This is a genomic window from Micromonospora sp. NPDC004704, assembly GCF_053601675.1.
This window is the reverse complement of the sequence record NZ_JBSGCD010000011.1, coordinates 104,146-120,853: the sequence shown is the minus strand read 5'-3', so window position 1 is coordinate 120,853 and position 16,708 is coordinate 104,146. Positions and strand designations below refer to the sequence as shown.

Genomic DNA, 16,708 nt, shown 5'->3' with positions numbered 1-16,708 from the left:
GAAAAGACCCCGGAACACACACGCCAGCCAAGGCACGTGCGTGAGCACTCTGCGTCAGGAGGAGTCGCTACTCAAGGTCACAAGATGTGACCGATAAGAGATTTGCGTGATCCACGTCACGGTGCGATCACTATCGGAACGGCCGGAAAGCAAGAGTTAGTCCACAACGGACAATCTGCCGCATGCCCGTTACTCCGTACTACCAAAAGCACACATACGCGCTATAGCCGACGTAACTCTTCGACGGCCTTCGTACACGCGTAACAGATCCATAACGGTCACGGGATAGACGTACTCCCCTGCATCCATGCGATCGTGTGCGCGCGTTCTGCCCCGATGGCCCGCCATCCGGACAGAACGCCCGTCTTCCGTGTCCATCGTCTTCCTTGTCGACCGTGTTCCTTGTCCACCGGTTCCTTGTCCGCTCTGGGACTCAACGGGGGTAGACCTGCCGTGATCGCGCCTCGCCTGCTCAGCCCACTCGTGCGCACGCGTACCCGGCTGGTTCTCAGCCTGGGCCTGCTGCTGGCCGCACTCGTCGCCGCCCCACTCCCGCCGATCTGGTCCCGAGGCGACGAACCCCGCAGGGTCGTCACCGGGGCCACGCCGGCCGCTCCCCTGGACGAGGTCGGCGCGATGACCGAGGCCCGCCGCACCGGCGAGGAGGTCCCGGTCGAGACAGCCACCACGCCCACCTCGCTCACCTGGGCCCTCCCCACCGGGGAACTGCGCTCCACGTTCCACGCCACGCCCCAGCGGGCGAAGAACAGCAAGGGACACTGGGCGGCGCTCGACAACACCCTGACCCGTACCGGGAAGACCTCGGGCGGTCTGGACATCAGTCCCGGTAACGCCCCCGTCCCGGTGCGCTTCTCCGGTGGCGGCACCGGGGCCGGTGGGAGCACCGTGCTGGCCGAGGTCGACGTCGACACCCACACCATCGCGTACACCTGGCCCGGTCCGCTGCCCGAGCCGGTCCTCGACGGCCCGCGCGCCCTCTACCCCAATGTCCTGTCCGGGGTGGACCTGCTCGTCGTCTCCCGTGAGGACGGCGGCTTCGCTCAGCTCCTGATCGTCAAGAACCGGGCGCCCGAAACGGTCAAGGCAGTCGGAGCCCTGCGCTACGGCCTGCGGTCCACCACCGCGGTCTTCCGCCACGACGCGACCACCGGTGGTGTGCTGGCCATCGACCCGAAGAGCGGCAAGGAGATCGGATCGATCCCGACCCCGTTCGCCTGGGACTCCGCCGGCCGCAACCCCGAGACCCCCGAGGGCACCCCCCGCACCACCGTCGACACCCCCGCCGACGTGCTCAAGCTGTCCGGCCTCAACGGCAGCGAACCGGGATCCCACGAGGCCCAGATCCCCACCCGCCTCGACGGCGATGGCACCGGCAACGCCGAGTTGCACCTGGACGCCGCCGCCACCGGCCTGCTCACCCGCCAGGACGTGCTCTTCCCCGTCTTCCTCGACCCGACCCTGATCAGCGGCACCCAGGCCTGGGCCACCGTCTACGCGCAACACCCGAACACCAACACGTACAACGGCACCAACTTCAACTCCGGGACCGTCGACGCCCGAGTCGGGTACGAGAGCGACACCCCCCTCAAGACCCGCTCCTTCTGGCGGATGGGCTACAGCAGCGCCCTACGGGGTGCCACCGTCAGCTCCGCCACCTTCAAGGTGCTCAACACCCACTCCTGGAGCTGCACCGCCCGCGAGATGCAGCTCTGGCTGGTCGGCGCCATCTCCTCCGGCACCACCTGGAACAAGCAGCCGGCCTGGACGACCGAACAACAGAAGCGTTCCTTCGCCCACGGCTACGGCAGCAGCTGCGCCGACGCGTACGTCAGCTTCAACGTGCAGAACGCGGCCCAACAGGGCGCCAACAACGGCTCGACCAGCATCACCCTCGGCATGCGCGCCACCACCGAGACCGACACCCAGACCTGGCGCAAGTTCAAGGCCACCTCCGCCGAACTCAGCGTCACCTACAACCGGGTGCCCAACGAACCCACCGGCGGCACCACCACACCGGGCGGCGCCTGCGTACCCGGCACCGGGGCCGGCGTCACGGTCGGCAGGACCAACCTCGTCCTCAGCGCCACCGCCACCGACCCCGACGGCAACCTCAGTGGCCTGCGCTTCCGGTTCTGGAAGAACGGCGCCGCGATTCCCGCCGGCACCCTGGTCACCTCCCTGAGCAGCGGCAAGGGCAGCCTGACGATCCCCTCCACCAGTCTGGAGGACCGGGCGACCTACTCCTGGGACGTACGCGCCGAGGACTCCTCGAACGCGTACTCCTCGTACTTCCCACCCGGCAACGACCCCTGCCGGTTCACCGTCGACGGCTCGGCACCACCAACCCCGGTGGTCACCAGTGACGTGTTCAAGGAGGCCACGCCCGACGGCGCGACCTGGGCGACCGTCAAGTTCGGCCAGACCGGAGCCGTGACCTTCACCGCGACCGGCGCGACCAGGTTCGGATACCTCCTCGACGGGGTCAGCGAGACCTCGGTGACCGCCACCGCCGGTGCCGCGACCGTGCCCAACCTGGCACCACGACACGCCGGACCCACCACCCTGCAGGTCTTCGCCTACGACGCGGTCGGCAACCGCAGCGGCCGGGCCGACTACACCTTCTACGTCCCACCCCGTGACGTCGCCGACGGGCCCGGCGACACCGGCGGCGACGGCATCGCCGACCTGAGCGTCATCGACGCCAGCGGCAACCTGCGCACCTATGCCGGTGACACGACCGGCGAGTTGAACACCTCACTCGCTGCCTCCTACACCGGTGACCGGACACTCAATCCCTCCGGCCACTGGTACGACCCAGCCACCGGCAGAGCCGCCCTCATCACCAAGTACGCCGACGCCTACCCCGGCGACGGCACCACCGACCTGTTCGCCCGTACCCCCGACGGCGGCTTCTGGCTCTACCCCGGCGACGGATACGGCAGCTTCAACGTCGACCGCCGACTACGGGTCCTGCTACCGGCCAACGCACCCAACCCGACCACCTGGACCCAGGTCAAAGCCGTCGGCGACATCACCGGCGACAAACTCCCCGACCTCGTCGTACGCGCCGGAACCGCGTTCTGGGTGCTGACCGGCTACACCGGAGCGAGCTTCCAGGAGGCGATCCTGATGGAGGGCACCACCTGGGCCGGCCCGGAAATCGTCAACGTCGCGGACATCGACCTCGACGGCACACCCGACCTGCTCTGGCGCAATGTCACCACCGGCATCATGTATATCCGACACGGCAAACCCGGCCCGGTCGCCGGCAGCGTCGACCTCAACTCGCTCAAACTGCCCGGCAACTCCCGCAGCGGCGACGTCTCCTACGGGAACAGTTGGACCTCGACGAACGTCACCGCGGTGGTCGGCATCCCCGACATCAGCGGGGACCGGATTCCCGATCTCTGGGCCCGCAACGGTCCGGACGGAAGCATTCGCGTCTACCACCCGTCCGCCACCAACACCAACCCGTTCGTGAAGGTCATCATCGCCGAGAACTGGAGCACCATCAGAGCCTTCGGCTGAACCCACAGAACCATCCGGCAACGGCGGCGACTACCAGCAGTGGGCCTACCAACCTTTCTAGTGCTACGACCGTAAACGTTGACCGGGTTGGGCCAGCCCGCTCGGATGGCGGCCTGGCCCCTCGTTGCGGTGCCCTCATCTCCCGCTCCCGGGCACCGACCTGCGCGTGCCAGGGTTTCAGGTAGCCGCGCGATCACGCCTCGGACCCGTGATCGCCGGGGGTCTCCGGCCCGGTCGGCGAGTCGGAATCGTCACTCGGCCGCTGCCGACCTCGCAACGCGTCGGGCAGCGCGACAAGGGCCAGCACTCCGGCCACCACGCTCAGTGCGACCATCGGCGACCAGCGGACCAATACTGTCGTGACCAGCAGCAGGACGACCAATCCGATGATCCGCGACCACGAGAGCCGGCGGAAGATCTCGTACTCCAGCCACACCCGGCCGCCGAGGAAGAGCACCGGGCCGCCCACCACGAACAGAAGCCACGTCGGCCGCAGCGACCCGTACGGATCGGTGATCACCAGCTCGTAGCTGGCCGCGGTGACGAGCACGCTGAGCACGATCAACCCGTGCGTCCGTTCCGACGCCGCACCCAGGTGGCCGGGCATACGCGCCCGACCCAACGCCTCGGTCAGCAACCGACCGGCGCGGTAGAAGTAGATCCGCCACAGCAGCACGCTGGTGGCGAACGCGACCGTGAAGGCGGCAGCCCGCACCGAGGAGTAGCTCGTGCCACTGAACACGGCGGCGATGACAATGATCGTCTCGCCGAGCGCGATGAGGAACATCTGCTGGTGACGTTCGGCCAGATGCTCCCCGGCGATCCGCCAGCGACTCACCGCCGCAGCCCCCAGCCACGGCAGCGGCCAGCCCAGAGCCCAGGCGACGTAGTCCACGGTGAGCGCGGCAGCCCACAGCGGCAGGCGTAGCTGTTCCGGGCCCAACGCGCCGACCAGCCAGAGCGGTGCGGCCGCCGCAGCCCATGCGGCGAGCCGAAACGGCACCAGCCGTCGTGGATGGCCACGCAGCGCGGCAGCGACCACCAGCGGCCGCACCACCATCACCACCAGGTACGCGACCGCGAACGGCAACGCCCGCTCCTCCAACGCGCGCGGCAGCGTCACCGCCATCACCAGGGCGGCGAACATGGTGCCGACCACGACCGCCTGGATGACCGGCCGCTCCGGCTCGTAGCGACTGGTGATCCAGATGGTGTGCGACCAGATCAACCAGAGCGCCAGGAACAGCAGCAGGGTACGACCGAGCCCGGCGACGAGCGTCCAGCCGGTGTCGCCGCCGAGGTCGGCGAACCGTTGCGAGACCCGGGTGAGGGCGACAACAAAGGCCAGGTCGAAGAAGAGCTCCAGGAACGTGGCACGCCCCGAACTCATCCCAGAGCGCAGCAGTGTGTCACCGCGTCCCGCCACCATTGTCCGCCCCCGTCTGCCCCTCGTGGCACCAACGAGTCGGCCGCCGGCAGGTTGCGCAGGCCCCTGCCGACCCCGTACCCGCAGTCGGCAGGAACTCAGCCGTTGGCTCACGTTCTCGGCGACGCCCTCCGACGGCGGGCCGTCCGCTCGCTCATGCTCCGGTGGTGGCCATGCCGGGCATCACGGGGGCGGCCGGCGTGCCGCGCCCGATTCGGATGTCCTGCGCGGCCGACACCTGGTTGATCAGCTTGATCAGGGACACGCCGGCCACCGCGCCGAGCACTGCCGGCACCAGGGTCGACGGTATGGCGGAAAAGTAGTAGTAGTCGACGTGCTCCTGATAGTCGTCGGGGCCGTCGAGGTCGGTCGGCAGCGCCAGGAAGTTCCAGAGGTCAAAGAGTGGAAGCGCCACGCCCGCGATCCCGTAGACCACCCAGCTACCGATCCAGATCCGTACCAGGGTTTGCGTGTTCGACGTCCACACGCTCTCCCGGACGATGTTCGCCACTACGCGCGGTGGAACGACAAGGTATACGAACGGCACCAGCCAGCCGGCGATCGCCCAGCCCTTGTGCAGCGTCGGCACGGCACCTGGGAACGCATCCAGGTTGACCCGCGCCAGGTAGCACCAGACGATCATCAGCACAGCGGCGGCGGTCAACGGAACAACGAACAGCAGGCCGACCAGGCCCGTGCTGAAAAGAGCGCTGTCGATCGCGTCCGGGTCGAGGTCCCGCTTGGCGCGCTCAACCAACTGGCTGTCCACGATCATCATGACAGCGAGCAGCAGGTGAGCCACCACCGCGAGACCGAGCGCATTCGATGTCGCCCGTCCGACGCCGCTCAGACTGTACGTACGTGCCCAGGGAATGACCGCCGGGGCGCCCGTCGGAGTGCGACAGACCGCGCACGCCACGGTGGTCGACGCCTGTTCGGTATGACAGGTCTGACAGCGCATGTATGTCTCTCCAATGTGGTCAGTCACGTCAGCCTACGGACCCCCCATAGCACCCCGACCCCCGCACCGCCGCTGACCGATTCCGCCGACGATCTTGCAGTTGTGGCGCCCGAATCATGGCACTCATCCGGAATTGTGAGCCACCACAACTGCAAGATCGCCGGGCCGAGCCGGGCCGAGCCGGGGTGGAGGGGGTGGACGGGTTCAGGGGGTTGTCGCGTTGTGCTTTGCGACGAGGGTCGGGAGTTCGTCCAGCGAGTCGATGCGGAACGGGGACTGCTCGGCGACGGCTGGTAAGTCGAGGATGTAGCCCCACGGGCCGCGCCGGATCAGGCAGGTCTGCATACCGGCCTCGATGGCAGGGCGTACGTCGTTGTCGGGGCGGTCGCCGACGTACAGAATCGAGGAGGCGTCGCCACCGCCGGCGCGGATGACGTGGTCGAAGAAGGCCGCCGACGGCTTCGCCACACCCCAACCGGCGGACGTGCCGATCACGTCCACGGGTAGGTCGAGGGCACGAAGCATCGTCTCGGCATGAGCCGGTTGGTTGCCGGCCAGGCCCACGAGCGGGCCCTGATCCTTCAGGGAGGTCAGGCACGATCGCGCGTCCGGGTAGAGGTCTTCTTCGCCGAACGTCTCCGGTTTGCCGGCAGCCGCCCGAAGTTCGAGCTCGGTCGCGAGATCGAAACCGGGCCGGAAGACCCGGAACGGTTCCTGCCAGTCCAGACCTCGGGCGATCGCCGCGCCGAAAACCGCCGAGAAAGTGTGCCGGGGAACGCCGAACCAGTCGGCCCACATCGCGAACTCGCGGGACTCGTCGAGAATCGTCCCGCCGATATCAAAAAAGACCGCATGGATCACTGGTGTTCCCCCCGTTGGTCGTCGGCCATCAACCACTCGCCGGGCAGTGCCTGCCGTACGCGGGTTATCCCTTCGGATGAGGCCGCCCGCGCCCACAGCCACGTTGCGGCGTCGTCGCGCAAAACCACCCCGTCGGCGCCGAACCACCTCATCGGCCGTCCGTCCGGATCCGCCCACAACGGGTAGTCGGGCAACGGCAGCCGCCGGAACCCCCGCTCCAGGTCGTCGATCGCCTGGTCGTCGAGTTCCCGGTTGTCCGCGAAGACGTCACCCGACAACATCCACTCCGACAGCACCATCTCCACGCACGCCATCGAGACCCGGTCCATGAACGGCCGCCAGAGTCGCTCGGCCGATCCGGACACCTCCGGGCGGAACACCGCCGGTGGATCGGGGTCGGCGAGGGCGGGCAGCGGGACGCCCCACTGCGCGCCGTGCTGGTTCTCCACCCGGAAGACCAGGACCTGGCCCGTGTCGTCCAGGTGCAGTTGGGCCGGGGCGAGCAGATGGTCCTGCACCCGCGTCAGGTCGTCACACCTGCCGATCAGGGCGTACACCGCGCGCAGCGACGCCGGCAACGGGAACCCCAGCCGGGCCGCAGCCGCCCCCAACTCGTCCTGGTCGCACCCGTCGCCGTCAACCACCGGATTCGCGTACGCCTCGGCGAACTCCCGGATGAACCGACATGCCCCGGCGGCGTCACGAACGGCAGCCGCAACTCCTTTGTGGAGGTCGAAGCCGCTGTTCACGCCGCACACCATACCGAAGCAGGTGCGGCTGCCCGCTCCACCGTGACTCAGCCCGACGCACCTGCTCAGCCTCGCACCGGCATCGAACGATGCGTTCGATCGACGTTAGGCGACGTATCTGGTCCAAACGGGCGGGCCCGGTTCCGCAATTGCCTGGATACAGTTCGTTGACAATCTATTTCGCATATCGAAAGTACAAGCGGCTAACTGTGCCGTACGAGAAGCAGACGGCGCGTAGGACGATCGAGCTGGCCCGGCGGGAGATCGGCAACCTGGGAAGGCGCGAGCCGAGCATCAGGAAATCGTGGGAGGACAACTGGCGCCCGTGGGCGGCAGGCACAGCGCGCTGGTCGTTGTTCGCCGAATCAACGAAGGGGACGAACAAGATGGGGATTTTCAGCAAGAAGAAGAGTGCCGCGACCGGCGCGGGCGAGATCGGCACCTTCACCTCGCCCCACTCCCTCGCCGATACCCTGGTGGTGGTCTACGGCGGGGTCGCGTCCCAACTGAGCGTCGCCGAGCGCGAGATCCAGGCGCCGGGGCTCGCCGCGTCCATCTATCTCAGCCGCCTGGACACGACGGGTCTCACCGTCACGGCAGGCAACAAGATCGAGACCTACTTCCAGTTCCGCGTCGATCTGGAGGCGCAGGGCAACGGCTGCAAGGGCCACGCCACCTTCGACCGGCCGATGTCGGACATCAACAGGTGGATGGGTAACGCGATCAAACTGACGTTCGGCCTGCGGAGCGCGCTGACCGAATGCAGCGTGCAGGTCGAGAACTGGCGGACCGGCTGAGGGCATGGCTCCTGCCGGGCTCCGTCCCGGAGCCGGCAGGAGCCCTTCACCGTGGAGGTGCCACCAACGTCGAGCGTCAGGGCTGGTTGAAGCCCAGGGTGTACGCACCCCCGCCGTCGACCGCCATGATGACGTAGCGGTACTGGCCACCCGTACCGGTGTAGGTGAGGTGCTCGTCGCCGAGCACGACGTTGCTTCTCGCGACGGTGCTCCAGGTGCGCCCGACGAACTTCTGCAACTCCAGGCTCAGCGCCTTCCCCCCGGTCATGCACGCGCTGTGGGTGCCGGTCCCGGCCTGGAAGGAGCCCCCGTTCGGCTCCACCACCGACGCGTTCGTACGCGCCAGGCTGCCCGAGTAGATCGACGCGTACGTGTTGCAGGGCGTTTCGGGCTGGGCGGTGAGCGTCAGCCCGTACGCGCCGAGGATCTCCCCGACCGGCTGGAAGAAGGTACGTCCGCCGTTGACGCAGTCACCGGATCCGCCGGAGGTCACCCCCTGCGCGTGCGCACCGGCCACGAACGGGCCGCCGGAGTCGCCGCCCTGGGCGCACACGGTGGTCTCGGTCAGCCCGGTGACCGTGACCCCGACACTGGCATAGGAGACGGTCTGGTTCAGTGAGGTGACCCGCCCGCAGTGCCAGCCGGTGGTGGCGCCGGACCGGCAGGTCGTGGTGCCGATCGGGGCGGAGAGCTGACCGACGATGGTGAAGTTGCTGCCGTCCTGGTAGTTGACCCACGGTTGGGGCACCCACGATCCGTTGGTCGCGACCCAGGCGAAGTCGCCCACCTGCCCGAAGGTCGAGCCGGCGAACGCCCCCATGCCGGTGCCGTTGATGTGCCTCACGGGTTCCCCGGCCGAGCCGCAGTGTCCGGCGGTGACGAAGCCACCGGTGACGGAGAATCCGACCGAGCAGCCGGCCGAGCTGGTCCAGTACCGCTCGCCGCCACGGATGTCGAGGTAGGGCACGGGGTTGTCCGTACTGGCTTCGATCCGGACGGTCGTGGGGTCGGCGCCGCTGGCGTTGACGAACCGGGTGGCCGCTGCCCCGTCCCGGGCCAGCACGGTCACGCTGTTCGTGGTCGGGTCGACCCGCCAGCCGGTCACACCGTCGACCGAGGCACCACGCGACCGGCGGTCCAGTTGTGCCACGACCGCGTCGAGTTGCCGGGCGCTGTGGCGTACCAGAATGGGGTTGGCGCCCGCGGCCCGGATCGTGGCCTGGTGGGCGGGGTCGGTGACGGCGACGGACAGCCGGTCGGCGCCGGCCGGCAGCCAGCTTCCGGCGAAGGTGTCGCCGAGCGCGGCCGGCAGCGACGCCGCGACCCGGCGGGCGCGGTCGTCCACCGCGAGTTGGCTGCGGGCCTCGGCGTCGGTGAGGCCCAGGTCGCGCCGGAGCGCGGCGAGCATCAACCCCGAGGCGGCGCCGCCGTGGGCGAGCGTGGTCGACCCGGCGGGCGCTGCCGGAGCCGGTGGAGTCGCGGCGATGGCCTGGGGTGGGGCGATGACGACGATGGCGAGTGTGGTGAGGGCGGTGAGGACGAAGCGGCGACGTGGAGGCATGCGGTCTCCCTGTGTCGGCCCGCCGGGCGCGAGAGGGCGGAGGTGATCGCGCCGGTCGAGGTTTGATCACGCATGCTAATCAGACAATGATTCATGTCCATACCAGAGATCAACCATCGGACGGGCGCAGTGCCCGCGTCCCATCCATCGGACCCCCTGTCGCAGGGGCGGACGGTGGTCGGACGAACGCGCGAAAGAACCGCCGGCCCTGGAACAACTTCCGGGTACGGGCGATGACTGTTCATCCGCCGAACAGCGCCCACACGGCACAGGTGACAACCGCGAGCAGGACGGCCCCCAGCATCACCCGCAGCGTTGACAGCTTGCCGCGCAACTCGCCCTGGAGCGGCTCCAGGGTGCCGCCGAGTTCCGGCACCGACGACGGCCGGAAGACCACCGCGCCGACACCCCCCTCGGGTACGGAGACGAGACTCCTCGTACGCCGTCCCGGTATCCCGCTGGCGCGTGGCATCCAGGCCACGACGGCAGGGCCGCCGGCCCGGACCGCGATGTCGTACGGGTCCCAGCCGGGCAGGCGATGTTCGGCGTCCTCGACGGCCACGACGGGTGTGGCGTACTCGGCGTAGGTGTCGTCGAGCCACCACTCGGGCCTGACCGGAATGACCCGCAGGATGCCCTGCCCCGAGGAGACCGGAACCGTGGAAGGGGCGCTCTCCTTCGCTCGGAGGTCGGTCACCACCTCGGGGGTGAGTGCCTTGTCCTGAACGAAGAACAGCTTCTCGGTCAGGCCGGGTCCGAGGACGGCCGTGGAGAAGGCCAGCGTGGCGAAGAAGGCGCCGCCGAACATGACAAGAACGGCGACTATGAACAGCAGCCTGTCGACAATCACGATGTCGATGTAGTCGGCGAACGCGAAGAGACCGACCCCCGCACCGAAAACCACGACGGAGATCAGGATGCCGATGACAGCGTCGCGGCGAGCCTCCGGATCCTGTCGCCGTACCCCCATGGGCGGAGCCTAACGACGGCCCGCAACCTGCGAAGATCGCCAACCGTGGCGTACCGTCTCCACATGAGACACTCGGCCCGGCGGTCGGTGTCCGAGCGGGAGGTACCGGCAGTGTCCGATCCGGCTTCGACGCCTGTTCACCTTGCCTCGGCGTTGGACGGTCTCGCCGAGAATCCGGAGTTGCCGGCGGAGCTGGTCCGTCGGCTGCTGGGCTACCGGCGAGGCTTGGGTCATGCGGCCATGCGGGCGGACCTCACCCCCGAGATGATCGCCGAAATCATCACCGCGAACCACCACTGGCTCATGCACAGTCTCGCGCTCAACCGCCACCTGCCGGACGCGGTTCGACTGCAACTCGCCGGGCATCGGGATTCCTCTGTCCGGGCCGCGTTGGTCGTGAGCGGACGCGACGCGGGCAGGGACGTGTTCGTGCGACTGATCGACGATCCGGACAAGCAGGTGCGTCAGTATCTCGCGGAGGGCGACCACGTACCCGCAGGTCTTCGTGCTCGGTTGGCGGCTGATCGTGACCCCGAAATCCGCGCGACGCTGGCCCGGTGGTGGCCGCAGGCTCCGGAGGAGGTACGGCGGACCCTGCTGACCGACCCGGAGGACAAGGTCCGTGCGGCGGCCTGCTCCACCTACTATGCCCGGCTCCCCCACCCGATCCCACCGGCCGACCTCGTCCCGGGCCTGCTCGCCGACCCGGTCACCCGGGTCGGTGCGGTGCGGCACTGCACGCTCACCGCCGAGATCGCGCTGTGGCTGTCCGACGACCCGAACCACCAGGTGCGGCGTCAACTGGCCGAGCATCCACAGCTCCCTTCGGACCTGCGCGACAAACTCGCCGAGGACCCGAGTGCGTGTGTGCGGGTGGGCATCTTCGCCCGCCCCGACACCCCGGAGCCGACCCGATCGGAGATCTACACCGAGATTCAGCAGCAGGGCTCGAGGTCGCTGATCGACGCGCCCGACGACGAACTCGACGACAACGCCGCCCTGCAGCAGGTCGAGGACTACTTCGCCCTGGTCGAGCTAAGGGATCTGCGCCTGGACTGGGTCACCGCCGACCCGCTCCCGCACGTCGGCTCGCCGTACGCCTGCTTCCGGCTCTCCGCCGCGTGCAACCCGTCGCTCCCGCCGGAGGCGGTGATGCGGCTGCTGGACGACAACGAGAGCAACGTGCGTACGACGATGGCCAGGCATGCTCCGCACCTCGTCGACGAGGACGCCGCCGAGCGGATCGACCGCACCTTCCGACCTCGCAAGAGGACGCGCTGGCGTCCGGCGGACGATTTCACCTTCTCGTCGCAGACCCTTCGCCGGTTCGCGACCGATCCCGACCCGAGGATGCGCCGCCTCGCTCCCCGTGACCCCGACCTTCCCGCCGACCTGGCCGAGCGGTTGGCCGACGATCCCGACAGCTCCGTACGCCGAGCCGTCGCCCCGCACCCGCGCCTGCCCACACCCGCGCTGACCGCGCTGCTGGCGGATCAGGACGAGTGGGTCGCCAAGGCAGCCGCGTCCTCGCCGTCGCTACCGACGGCGGAGATGGACCGGCTGCTTCGCCTCGCCGGCCTGTGACCGCTATCGGTGACCGCTGCACGGGCTTTGCTCGGAATAGATCGTCGCAGCATTCCCTCACTCCGGACCGACCCGGATAGTAGTTTCGATAGACGAATGGTCGGGGGCGGCAGGGGGTCGGGGTCCATGGGTGCCGAGCGGACGAATATGGAACTCATGCAGACGCTGGACGACGCGTGGAACAACCAGGATCTCGATTTGTTCAACAACCGCCACCACGAGGACGTGGTGGTGCGGTGGCCGGGCAAGCCCGAAACGCATGGGCAGCACAACCACGAGGCCGAGGCGATCCAGTTCTTCAAGGCGTTTCCGGATCAGCACCTGGACAACCGCCCGTACAAGGTCCTGTTCGCCGATGGCGACTGGACCTGCTCGATCGCGCACTGGACCGGGACCATGTCCGGGCCGATGCAGGGCCCGGACGGCAAGGAGATTCCTCCTACCGGTAAGTCCTTCGCCGTCGACTTCTGCACGGTGGCACGGTGGGTGGACGGGAAAATCGCCGAGGAGAACCTGTTCTACGATCTGACGACATTCATGAAGCAGATCGGGCTCGCCTGATGGCCTTCGCCCGCGGCACGTTCCCGAATCAGGACTGTCCGCGCCGATCGAAATCCTCGACGCTCGACCCGCCCGGCAGGCGGGTCTGGAAGTCGAGCACTCCGACCCAGGTCGGGCGGACCGCGATGCGGACCATTTTTGCACCGGGATGGTCGACCGCGGCGACGTTGGCCGCCCCCTGCTCGGGCCCGGCGTAACGGCGCTGGGCGAGTGCGTACTCCGGCACTATCCCGTCGACGTCGGTGACCTCGGCCCGCCCGCGTACGAGCAGCACCTCCGGCGGGGTGGAGGCGGCGTCGATGGTGACGGCCACCGCCGGCCTGGCCCGCAGGGCGGCGACCTTGGCGCCGCCGAAGGTGGACAGCACCACCTCGGTTCCGGTCCAGTGGAACAGCATCGGGAAAACCCGGGGTGTCCCGTCGGCGGCCACGTACGCCACCCGGGCCAGCTCGGTCGAGACGAGCAGGCGCTGCGCGACCGGGCTGTCCAGCAGGCGTACGTCTCCCTGGGGGAGGCTCATCACCTGGTCGGCGTGCAGCACGGTCACCGGTTCGGTGCCGTCGAATCGGCGCTGGTACCGCTCAGGTGTTCGGCCATCCGCTCGAAGGAGCTGGACCACCCCTCCTCCAGCCCCGCGCTCTCCGGACCGGCGGCGATCCCGGCGAGGTGGAACGTCATCTCCGTCTTGTCGCCGAGGTCGGCGAAGGTGACGGTCACCAGCGCCTCTTCGGCTCCGGCCCGCGCGTCCTCCGGTACGGGTACGGCGAGCACCAGCCGCTCGGGGGCGACCACCTCCCGGCAGGCGAAAACCACCGGGTATTCGGCGCCGTCCTCGTCGCCGACCATGCGCAGGCGCCACTGCCCACCCGGTCGGACGTCCATGTCGATCGTGGACAGGGGTGTGGTGAGCCCACGTGGCCCGAACCACCGGGCGACGTGTTGCGGGTCGGTCCACGCCTGGAAGACCAGGGCTCGTGGTGCGTCGAAGACCCGGGTGATCGTGAACTCCCGGGTGGGTTGACCGCTGGCGTTCGTCGTCTCAGTCATCCGTACCGTCCTTCTGTATCTCTCGCAGATGGTCGGAGAGGCGGTCGAAACTGCCTTCCCAGAACTGCCGGTAGTCCGCCAACCAGTCGGTGACGTCGCGCAGGGGCTCGGGGCGCAGCCGGCACGGACGCCACTGGGCGCTGCGGCCACGGGTGACGAGTCCGGCCTGTTCGAGCACCTTGAGGTGCTTGGAGACCGCCTGGAGGGTGAGCGGCAACGGCTCGGCCAACTCGTTGACGGTGGCCTCGCCCCTGGCCAGCCGGGCGAGGATCGCACGGCGGGTCGGATCGGCCAGGGCCGCGAAGGTGGCGCTGAGCTGCTGACTGGTATCCATGCCCTACTCAACCAAGTAGCTAATTAACCGACGGGTTGAATATACAGGCCAACACCGGTACGTCAAGGAGAACGGGCAGAAGGATCAGCTCCGACTACGCCGCGTCGCGGCTGAACAGTTGGACCCAGGTGCGGTGGGTGAAGCGCCAGCCGGCCTCGGTGCGGACGAATCGGTCGTGGTCCTCGCCGATGTTCCAGGGGGTGCTGATCGATCGGCCGTCGGCGTCGTTGAGATACACGGTCAGCACGGTCACCCCCTCGGCGGTGTCGCGGCCGTCGGCGTCGACCCCGGTGGCGACGAAGCGCATGTTGGACGCGAGGTGTCGGATGCCCGGAAAGGGGTTGTTCCGTTCGAGCTCCTCGCCCCAGGCGCGGATCGCGTCGCGACCCTGGGCAGGCTGGCCGATGTCGAGTACGCCGTTCTCGGTGAAGAGTTCGTGCAGGGTGCTGGCCCGACCGGCGTCAACCCGCCAGCCGCTTTCGCCGACGAGGCGGGACAGGCTCACATGGTCGGCGTCGCTGACGAGGCCGGGCAGGTGGGATCGTTGGTCGGTCATGTCGCTCACCGTTCGTGTCGTTCCGACGGACCCTCGCCGGCACCCGGCGGGGCTCGCTTGGCGGAGTCACGGCGGATCGCGTTTAGCAGTGGCGGGGAGTCCCACGCCGGTTCCCCGCTGAACCACCGTTGCAGCGCCGGGGACGGCGGACGTACGCCCCCCAGTGTGTAAAGCGCGATCGCGAGCAGCGTTCCGCCAACGGCCAGCCCGAAGCAGACCCAGAGAGTCATCTGGACGCCTGCCGCAGGGTTCTTCCCGACGGTCGCGGCGACGTACAGCAGGATCGGCGCGATCATGAACGCGGCCACCGCCCGCAGCAGCTCGACGATCGCGAACACCCGCTGGAGAGCGGCGTTGCGCAGTGAGAAGCCGGCAATGAACAGTGCCGGGGTAACCGTGGCGCCGACGCCGGCCCCGATCAGTCCCGTTCCGATCAGCGTACGGATGGTGGTGGGTGGAACAGCGAAGGCGATGAGCGCGATGCCCGCGATGAGCGAGAGCGTCCCAGCCAGCGCGAAATAATGGATTGCCCGCGTGGTGAACACCTTCGCGAACACGATCGCCGCGATCACCGCCCCACCGAACTCGGGGAGATAGAGCAGTCCCAGGTCCAGCGGCGAGTGTCGGTCCCGGAGCACGACGCCCGTCAACGCGATCGCGGGCAGGGAGGACGCCGCCGCGGACATGGCCACCACTATCCCGGACACCGGTAGCGTGCTCGTCAGGGGACGCACGATCAACAGCGGACGCCGGGCCCGGTACTGCTGCACCAGCAGGATGATGATCAACGCCACCCCCACAGCCAGCGGCGCCAACGCGGTGGCGTCGAGACTTCGGTGAGGCAGGAACTGTGAGGCTCCGTAGAACGCGGCCACACAGCCGGCGGTGGCCAGCACGACGGCAGTCGGGGAACGCGTGGCCGTAGGGTCGGCCGGCGGCACGTCCTGGAAGGTCAGCAGCGACAGCACCAGCGCCACGACGGCGATCGCCGCGATCACCCAGAACAACGGCCGCCAGGCGTTGGCCTCGGCTTGGATGCCAGCGATCAGCGGGCCGAGCGTGACCGCCCCGAAGATCGACAGGTTGAGGACCACCGCCGTCGGGCGGAGCTTCCCCGGTGGGAATCCCGTGACGAGCGGCGGCACGGCGGCGATCAACAAGAGACTGGTGCACAGGCCCTGAAGTACGTGCCCGACGATGAACAACGCCGGCCCGGTCGCCGCCGCCGCGAGCACCGAGCCGATCACGAGGATCGCGGTGTAGATGATCAGCATCCGGCGCTGGGGCAGATGCTGGGCGAGCTGCACCGACAGCACTGTGCCCAGCGCGTACCCGGCGTTGGCCAGGCCCTCGGCGAGACTCGTCTGCGCCGCGCTCATGCCGATCTGCCGGGCGATGATCAACATGAGCGGATCCAACGCGGCCGAGAGCACCAGGTACGGAACCAGCGCGGCGACGACCATCGCTGCCACCGCAGGGTAATGGCCGGCCAGCGGACCTTTCCTCGTCATCCGGCAGCCTCGCCATCCCCGCAGTCACGCCAGTGGATCGGAGCGGACCGTGCTCCGCAGGCCACGGACGCGTAGTTCGACAGCCCACCATCGGTGCCAAGGGCAGAGCATCGCCCAGCACGATCGATGGGGTCGCCGACGTTCATCCAAATCCGTGCCCCGGCGGCACCGATCATCCCATTCAAGATACTCCGCAAAAGGGTCTTATAAGTGGAATTGCGAAGGGACGAGCACGAGCTGC

The 16,708-nt window shown here is 68.5% G+C and carries 15 protein-coding genes; 4 read left to right on the top strand and 11 right to left on the bottom strand.

Annotation, left to right across the window (positions count from 1 at the left end; translation table 11 throughout):
- Positions 1-453: 453 nt before the first annotated feature.
- Entirely contained in the window at positions 454-3,549 is a 3,096-nt protein-coding gene (locus ACWEFB_RS17705; RefSeq protein ID WP_452286646.1) for a DNRLRE domain-containing protein, read from the top strand.
- Between the two features lie 193 nt (positions 3,550-3,742).
- On the opposite strand, the gene ACWEFB_RS17700 is transcribed toward ACWEFB_RS17705, so the two are convergent.
- From ACWEFB_RS17700 to ACWEFB_RS17685, 4 genes are all read right to left on the bottom strand, one after another.
- Complete coding sequence (locus ACWEFB_RS17700; RefSeq protein WP_452286644.1) at positions 3,743-4,939, bottom strand: low temperature requirement protein A; 1,197 nt, start codon at positions 4,937-4,939, stop codon at positions 3,743-3,745.
- Between the two features lie 190 nt (positions 4,940-5,129).
- On the bottom strand, positions 5,130-5,936 hold the full coding sequence (locus ACWEFB_RS17695; protein ID WP_452286642.1) for a DUF4328 domain-containing protein: 807 nt from the start codon (positions 5,934-5,936) through the stop codon (positions 5,130-5,132).
- A 204-nt stretch (positions 5,937-6,140) separates the two neighbouring features.
- A complete protein-coding gene (locus ACWEFB_RS17690) occupies positions 6,141-6,797 on the bottom strand; it encodes an HAD family hydrolase (RefSeq protein WP_452286640.1) in 657 nt (218 codons plus the stop codon).
- Positions 6,794-7,546, bottom strand: coding sequence for a hypothetical protein (locus tag ACWEFB_RS17685; RefSeq protein ID WP_452286638.1), 753 nt, complete (start codon positions 7,544-7,546; stop codon positions 6,794-6,796). Before ACWEFB_RS17685 ends, ACWEFB_RS17690 begins: the two co-directional genes overlap by 4 nt.
- A 209-nt stretch (positions 7,547-7,755) precedes the next feature.
- Here ACWEFB_RS17685 and ACWEFB_RS17680 point away from each other — a divergent pair, with 209 nt between their 5' ends.
- Positions 7,756-8,343 carry a hypothetical protein gene (locus ACWEFB_RS17680; RefSeq protein ID WP_452286636.1) on the top strand — a complete coding sequence of 196 codons (588 nt, stop codon included), beginning with the start codon at positions 7,756-7,758 and terminating at the stop codon, positions 8,341-8,343.
- Positions 8,344-8,419: 76 nt separating this feature from the next.
- On the opposite strand, the gene ACWEFB_RS17675 is transcribed toward ACWEFB_RS17680, so the two are convergent.
- Positions 8,420-9,904, bottom strand: coding sequence for a S1 family peptidase (locus ACWEFB_RS17675; RefSeq protein ID WP_452286635.1), 1,485 nt, complete (start codon positions 9,902-9,904; stop codon positions 8,420-8,422).
- 241 nt (positions 9,905-10,145) lie between these two features.
- The gene (locus ACWEFB_RS17670; RefSeq protein ID WP_452286633.1) at positions 10,146-10,874 is read right to left on the bottom strand and encodes a hypothetical protein; all 729 of its coding nucleotides are present in this window, start codon (positions 10,872-10,874) and stop codon (positions 10,146-10,148) included.
- A 63-nt stretch (positions 10,875-10,937) separates the two neighbouring features.
- Between ACWEFB_RS17670 and ACWEFB_RS17665 the strand changes: the two genes are divergently transcribed.
- Together ACWEFB_RS17665 and ACWEFB_RS17660 are read left to right on the top strand one after the other, a co-directional pair.
- The gene (locus ACWEFB_RS17665) at positions 10,938-12,458 is read left to right on the top strand and encodes a hypothetical protein (protein ID WP_452286631.1); all 1,521 of its coding nucleotides are present in this window, start codon (positions 10,938-10,940) and stop codon (positions 12,456-12,458) included.
- Between the two features lie 156 nt (positions 12,459-12,614).
- Positions 12,615-13,019, top strand: coding sequence for an ester cyclase (locus tag ACWEFB_RS17660; protein ID WP_452286629.1), 405 nt, complete (start codon positions 12,615-12,617; stop codon positions 13,017-13,019).
- 28 nt (positions 13,020-13,047) lie between these two features.
- On the opposite strand, the gene ACWEFB_RS17655 is transcribed toward ACWEFB_RS17660, so the two are convergent.
- The 5 genes from ACWEFB_RS17655 to ACWEFB_RS17635 all read right to left on the bottom strand — a co-directional run bounded on the left by ACWEFB_RS17655 (position 13,048) and on the right by ACWEFB_RS17635 (position 16,419).
- Positions 13,048-13,566 carry a pyridoxamine 5'-phosphate oxidase family protein gene (locus ACWEFB_RS17655; RefSeq protein WP_452286627.1) on the bottom strand — a complete coding sequence of 173 codons (519 nt, stop codon included), beginning with the start codon at positions 13,564-13,566 and terminating at the stop codon, positions 13,048-13,050.
- Positions 13,563-14,066, bottom strand: coding sequence for an SRPBCC family protein (locus ACWEFB_RS17650; RefSeq protein ID WP_452286626.1), 504 nt, complete (start codon positions 14,064-14,066; stop codon positions 13,563-13,565). The genes ACWEFB_RS17655 and ACWEFB_RS17650 overlap by 4 nt, the downstream gene beginning before the upstream one ends.
- Positions 14,059-14,400: an ArsR/SmtB family transcription factor gene (locus ACWEFB_RS17645; RefSeq protein ID WP_452286624.1), complete on the bottom strand. Its 342-nt coding sequence runs from the start codon at positions 14,398-14,400 to the stop codon at positions 14,059-14,061. The genes ACWEFB_RS17650 and ACWEFB_RS17645 overlap by 8 nt, the downstream gene beginning before the upstream one ends.
- Positions 14,401-14,494: 94 nt before the next feature.
- Entirely contained in the window at positions 14,495-14,956 is a 462-nt protein-coding gene (locus ACWEFB_RS17640; RefSeq protein WP_452286622.1) for a nuclear transport factor 2 family protein, read from the bottom strand.
- A gap of 5 nt (positions 14,957-14,961) precedes the next feature.
- Positions 14,962-16,419: an MFS transporter gene (locus ACWEFB_RS17635; protein ID WP_452286825.1), complete on the bottom strand. Its 1,458-nt coding sequence runs from the start codon at positions 16,417-16,419 to the stop codon at positions 14,962-14,964.
- Positions 16,420-16,708 lie beyond the last annotated feature (289 nt).

What these genes read in the sequence shown, in the direction of transcription:
- ACWEFB_RS17700 (WP_452286644.1), bottom strand. Translation starts at nt 4,939, where the DNA reads ATGAGTTCGGGGCGTGCCACGTTCCTGGAGCTCTTCTTCGACCTGGCC.
- ACWEFB_RS17695 (WP_452286642.1), bottom strand. Translation starts at nt 5,936, where the DNA reads ATGCGCTGTCAGACCTGTCATACCGAACAGGCGTCGACCACCGTGGCG.
- ACWEFB_RS17675 (WP_452286635.1), bottom strand. Translation starts at nt 9,904, where the DNA reads ATGCCTCCACGTCGCCGCTTCGTCCTCACCGCCCTCACCACACTCGCC.
- ACWEFB_RS17670 (WP_452286633.1), bottom strand. Translation starts at nt 10,874, where the DNA reads ATGGGGGTACGGCGACAGGATCCGGAGGCTCGCCGCGACGCTGTCATC.
- ACWEFB_RS17665 (WP_452286631.1), top strand. Translation starts at nt 10,938, where the DNA reads ATGAGACACTCGGCCCGGCGGTCGGTGTCCGAGCGGGAGGTACCGGCA.
- ACWEFB_RS17660 (WP_452286629.1), top strand. Translation starts at nt 12,615, where the DNA reads ATGCAGACGCTGGACGACGCGTGGAACAACCAGGATCTCGATTTGTTC.
- ACWEFB_RS17650 (WP_452286626.1), bottom strand. Translation starts at nt 14,066, where the DNA reads ATGACTGAGACGACGAACGCCAGCGGTCAACCCACCCGGGAGTTCACG.
- ACWEFB_RS17645 (WP_452286624.1), bottom strand. Translation starts at nt 14,400, where the DNA reads ATGGATACCAGTCAGCAGCTCAGCGCCACCTTCGCGGCCCTGGCCGAT.
- ACWEFB_RS17640 (WP_452286622.1), bottom strand. Translation starts at nt 14,956, where the DNA reads ATGACCGACCAACGATCCCACCTGCCCGGCCTCGTCAGCGACGCCGAC.
- ACWEFB_RS17635 (WP_452286825.1), bottom strand. Translation starts at nt 16,419, where the DNA reads ATGGTCGTCGCCGCGCTGGTTCCGTACCTGGTGCTCTCGGCCGCGTTG.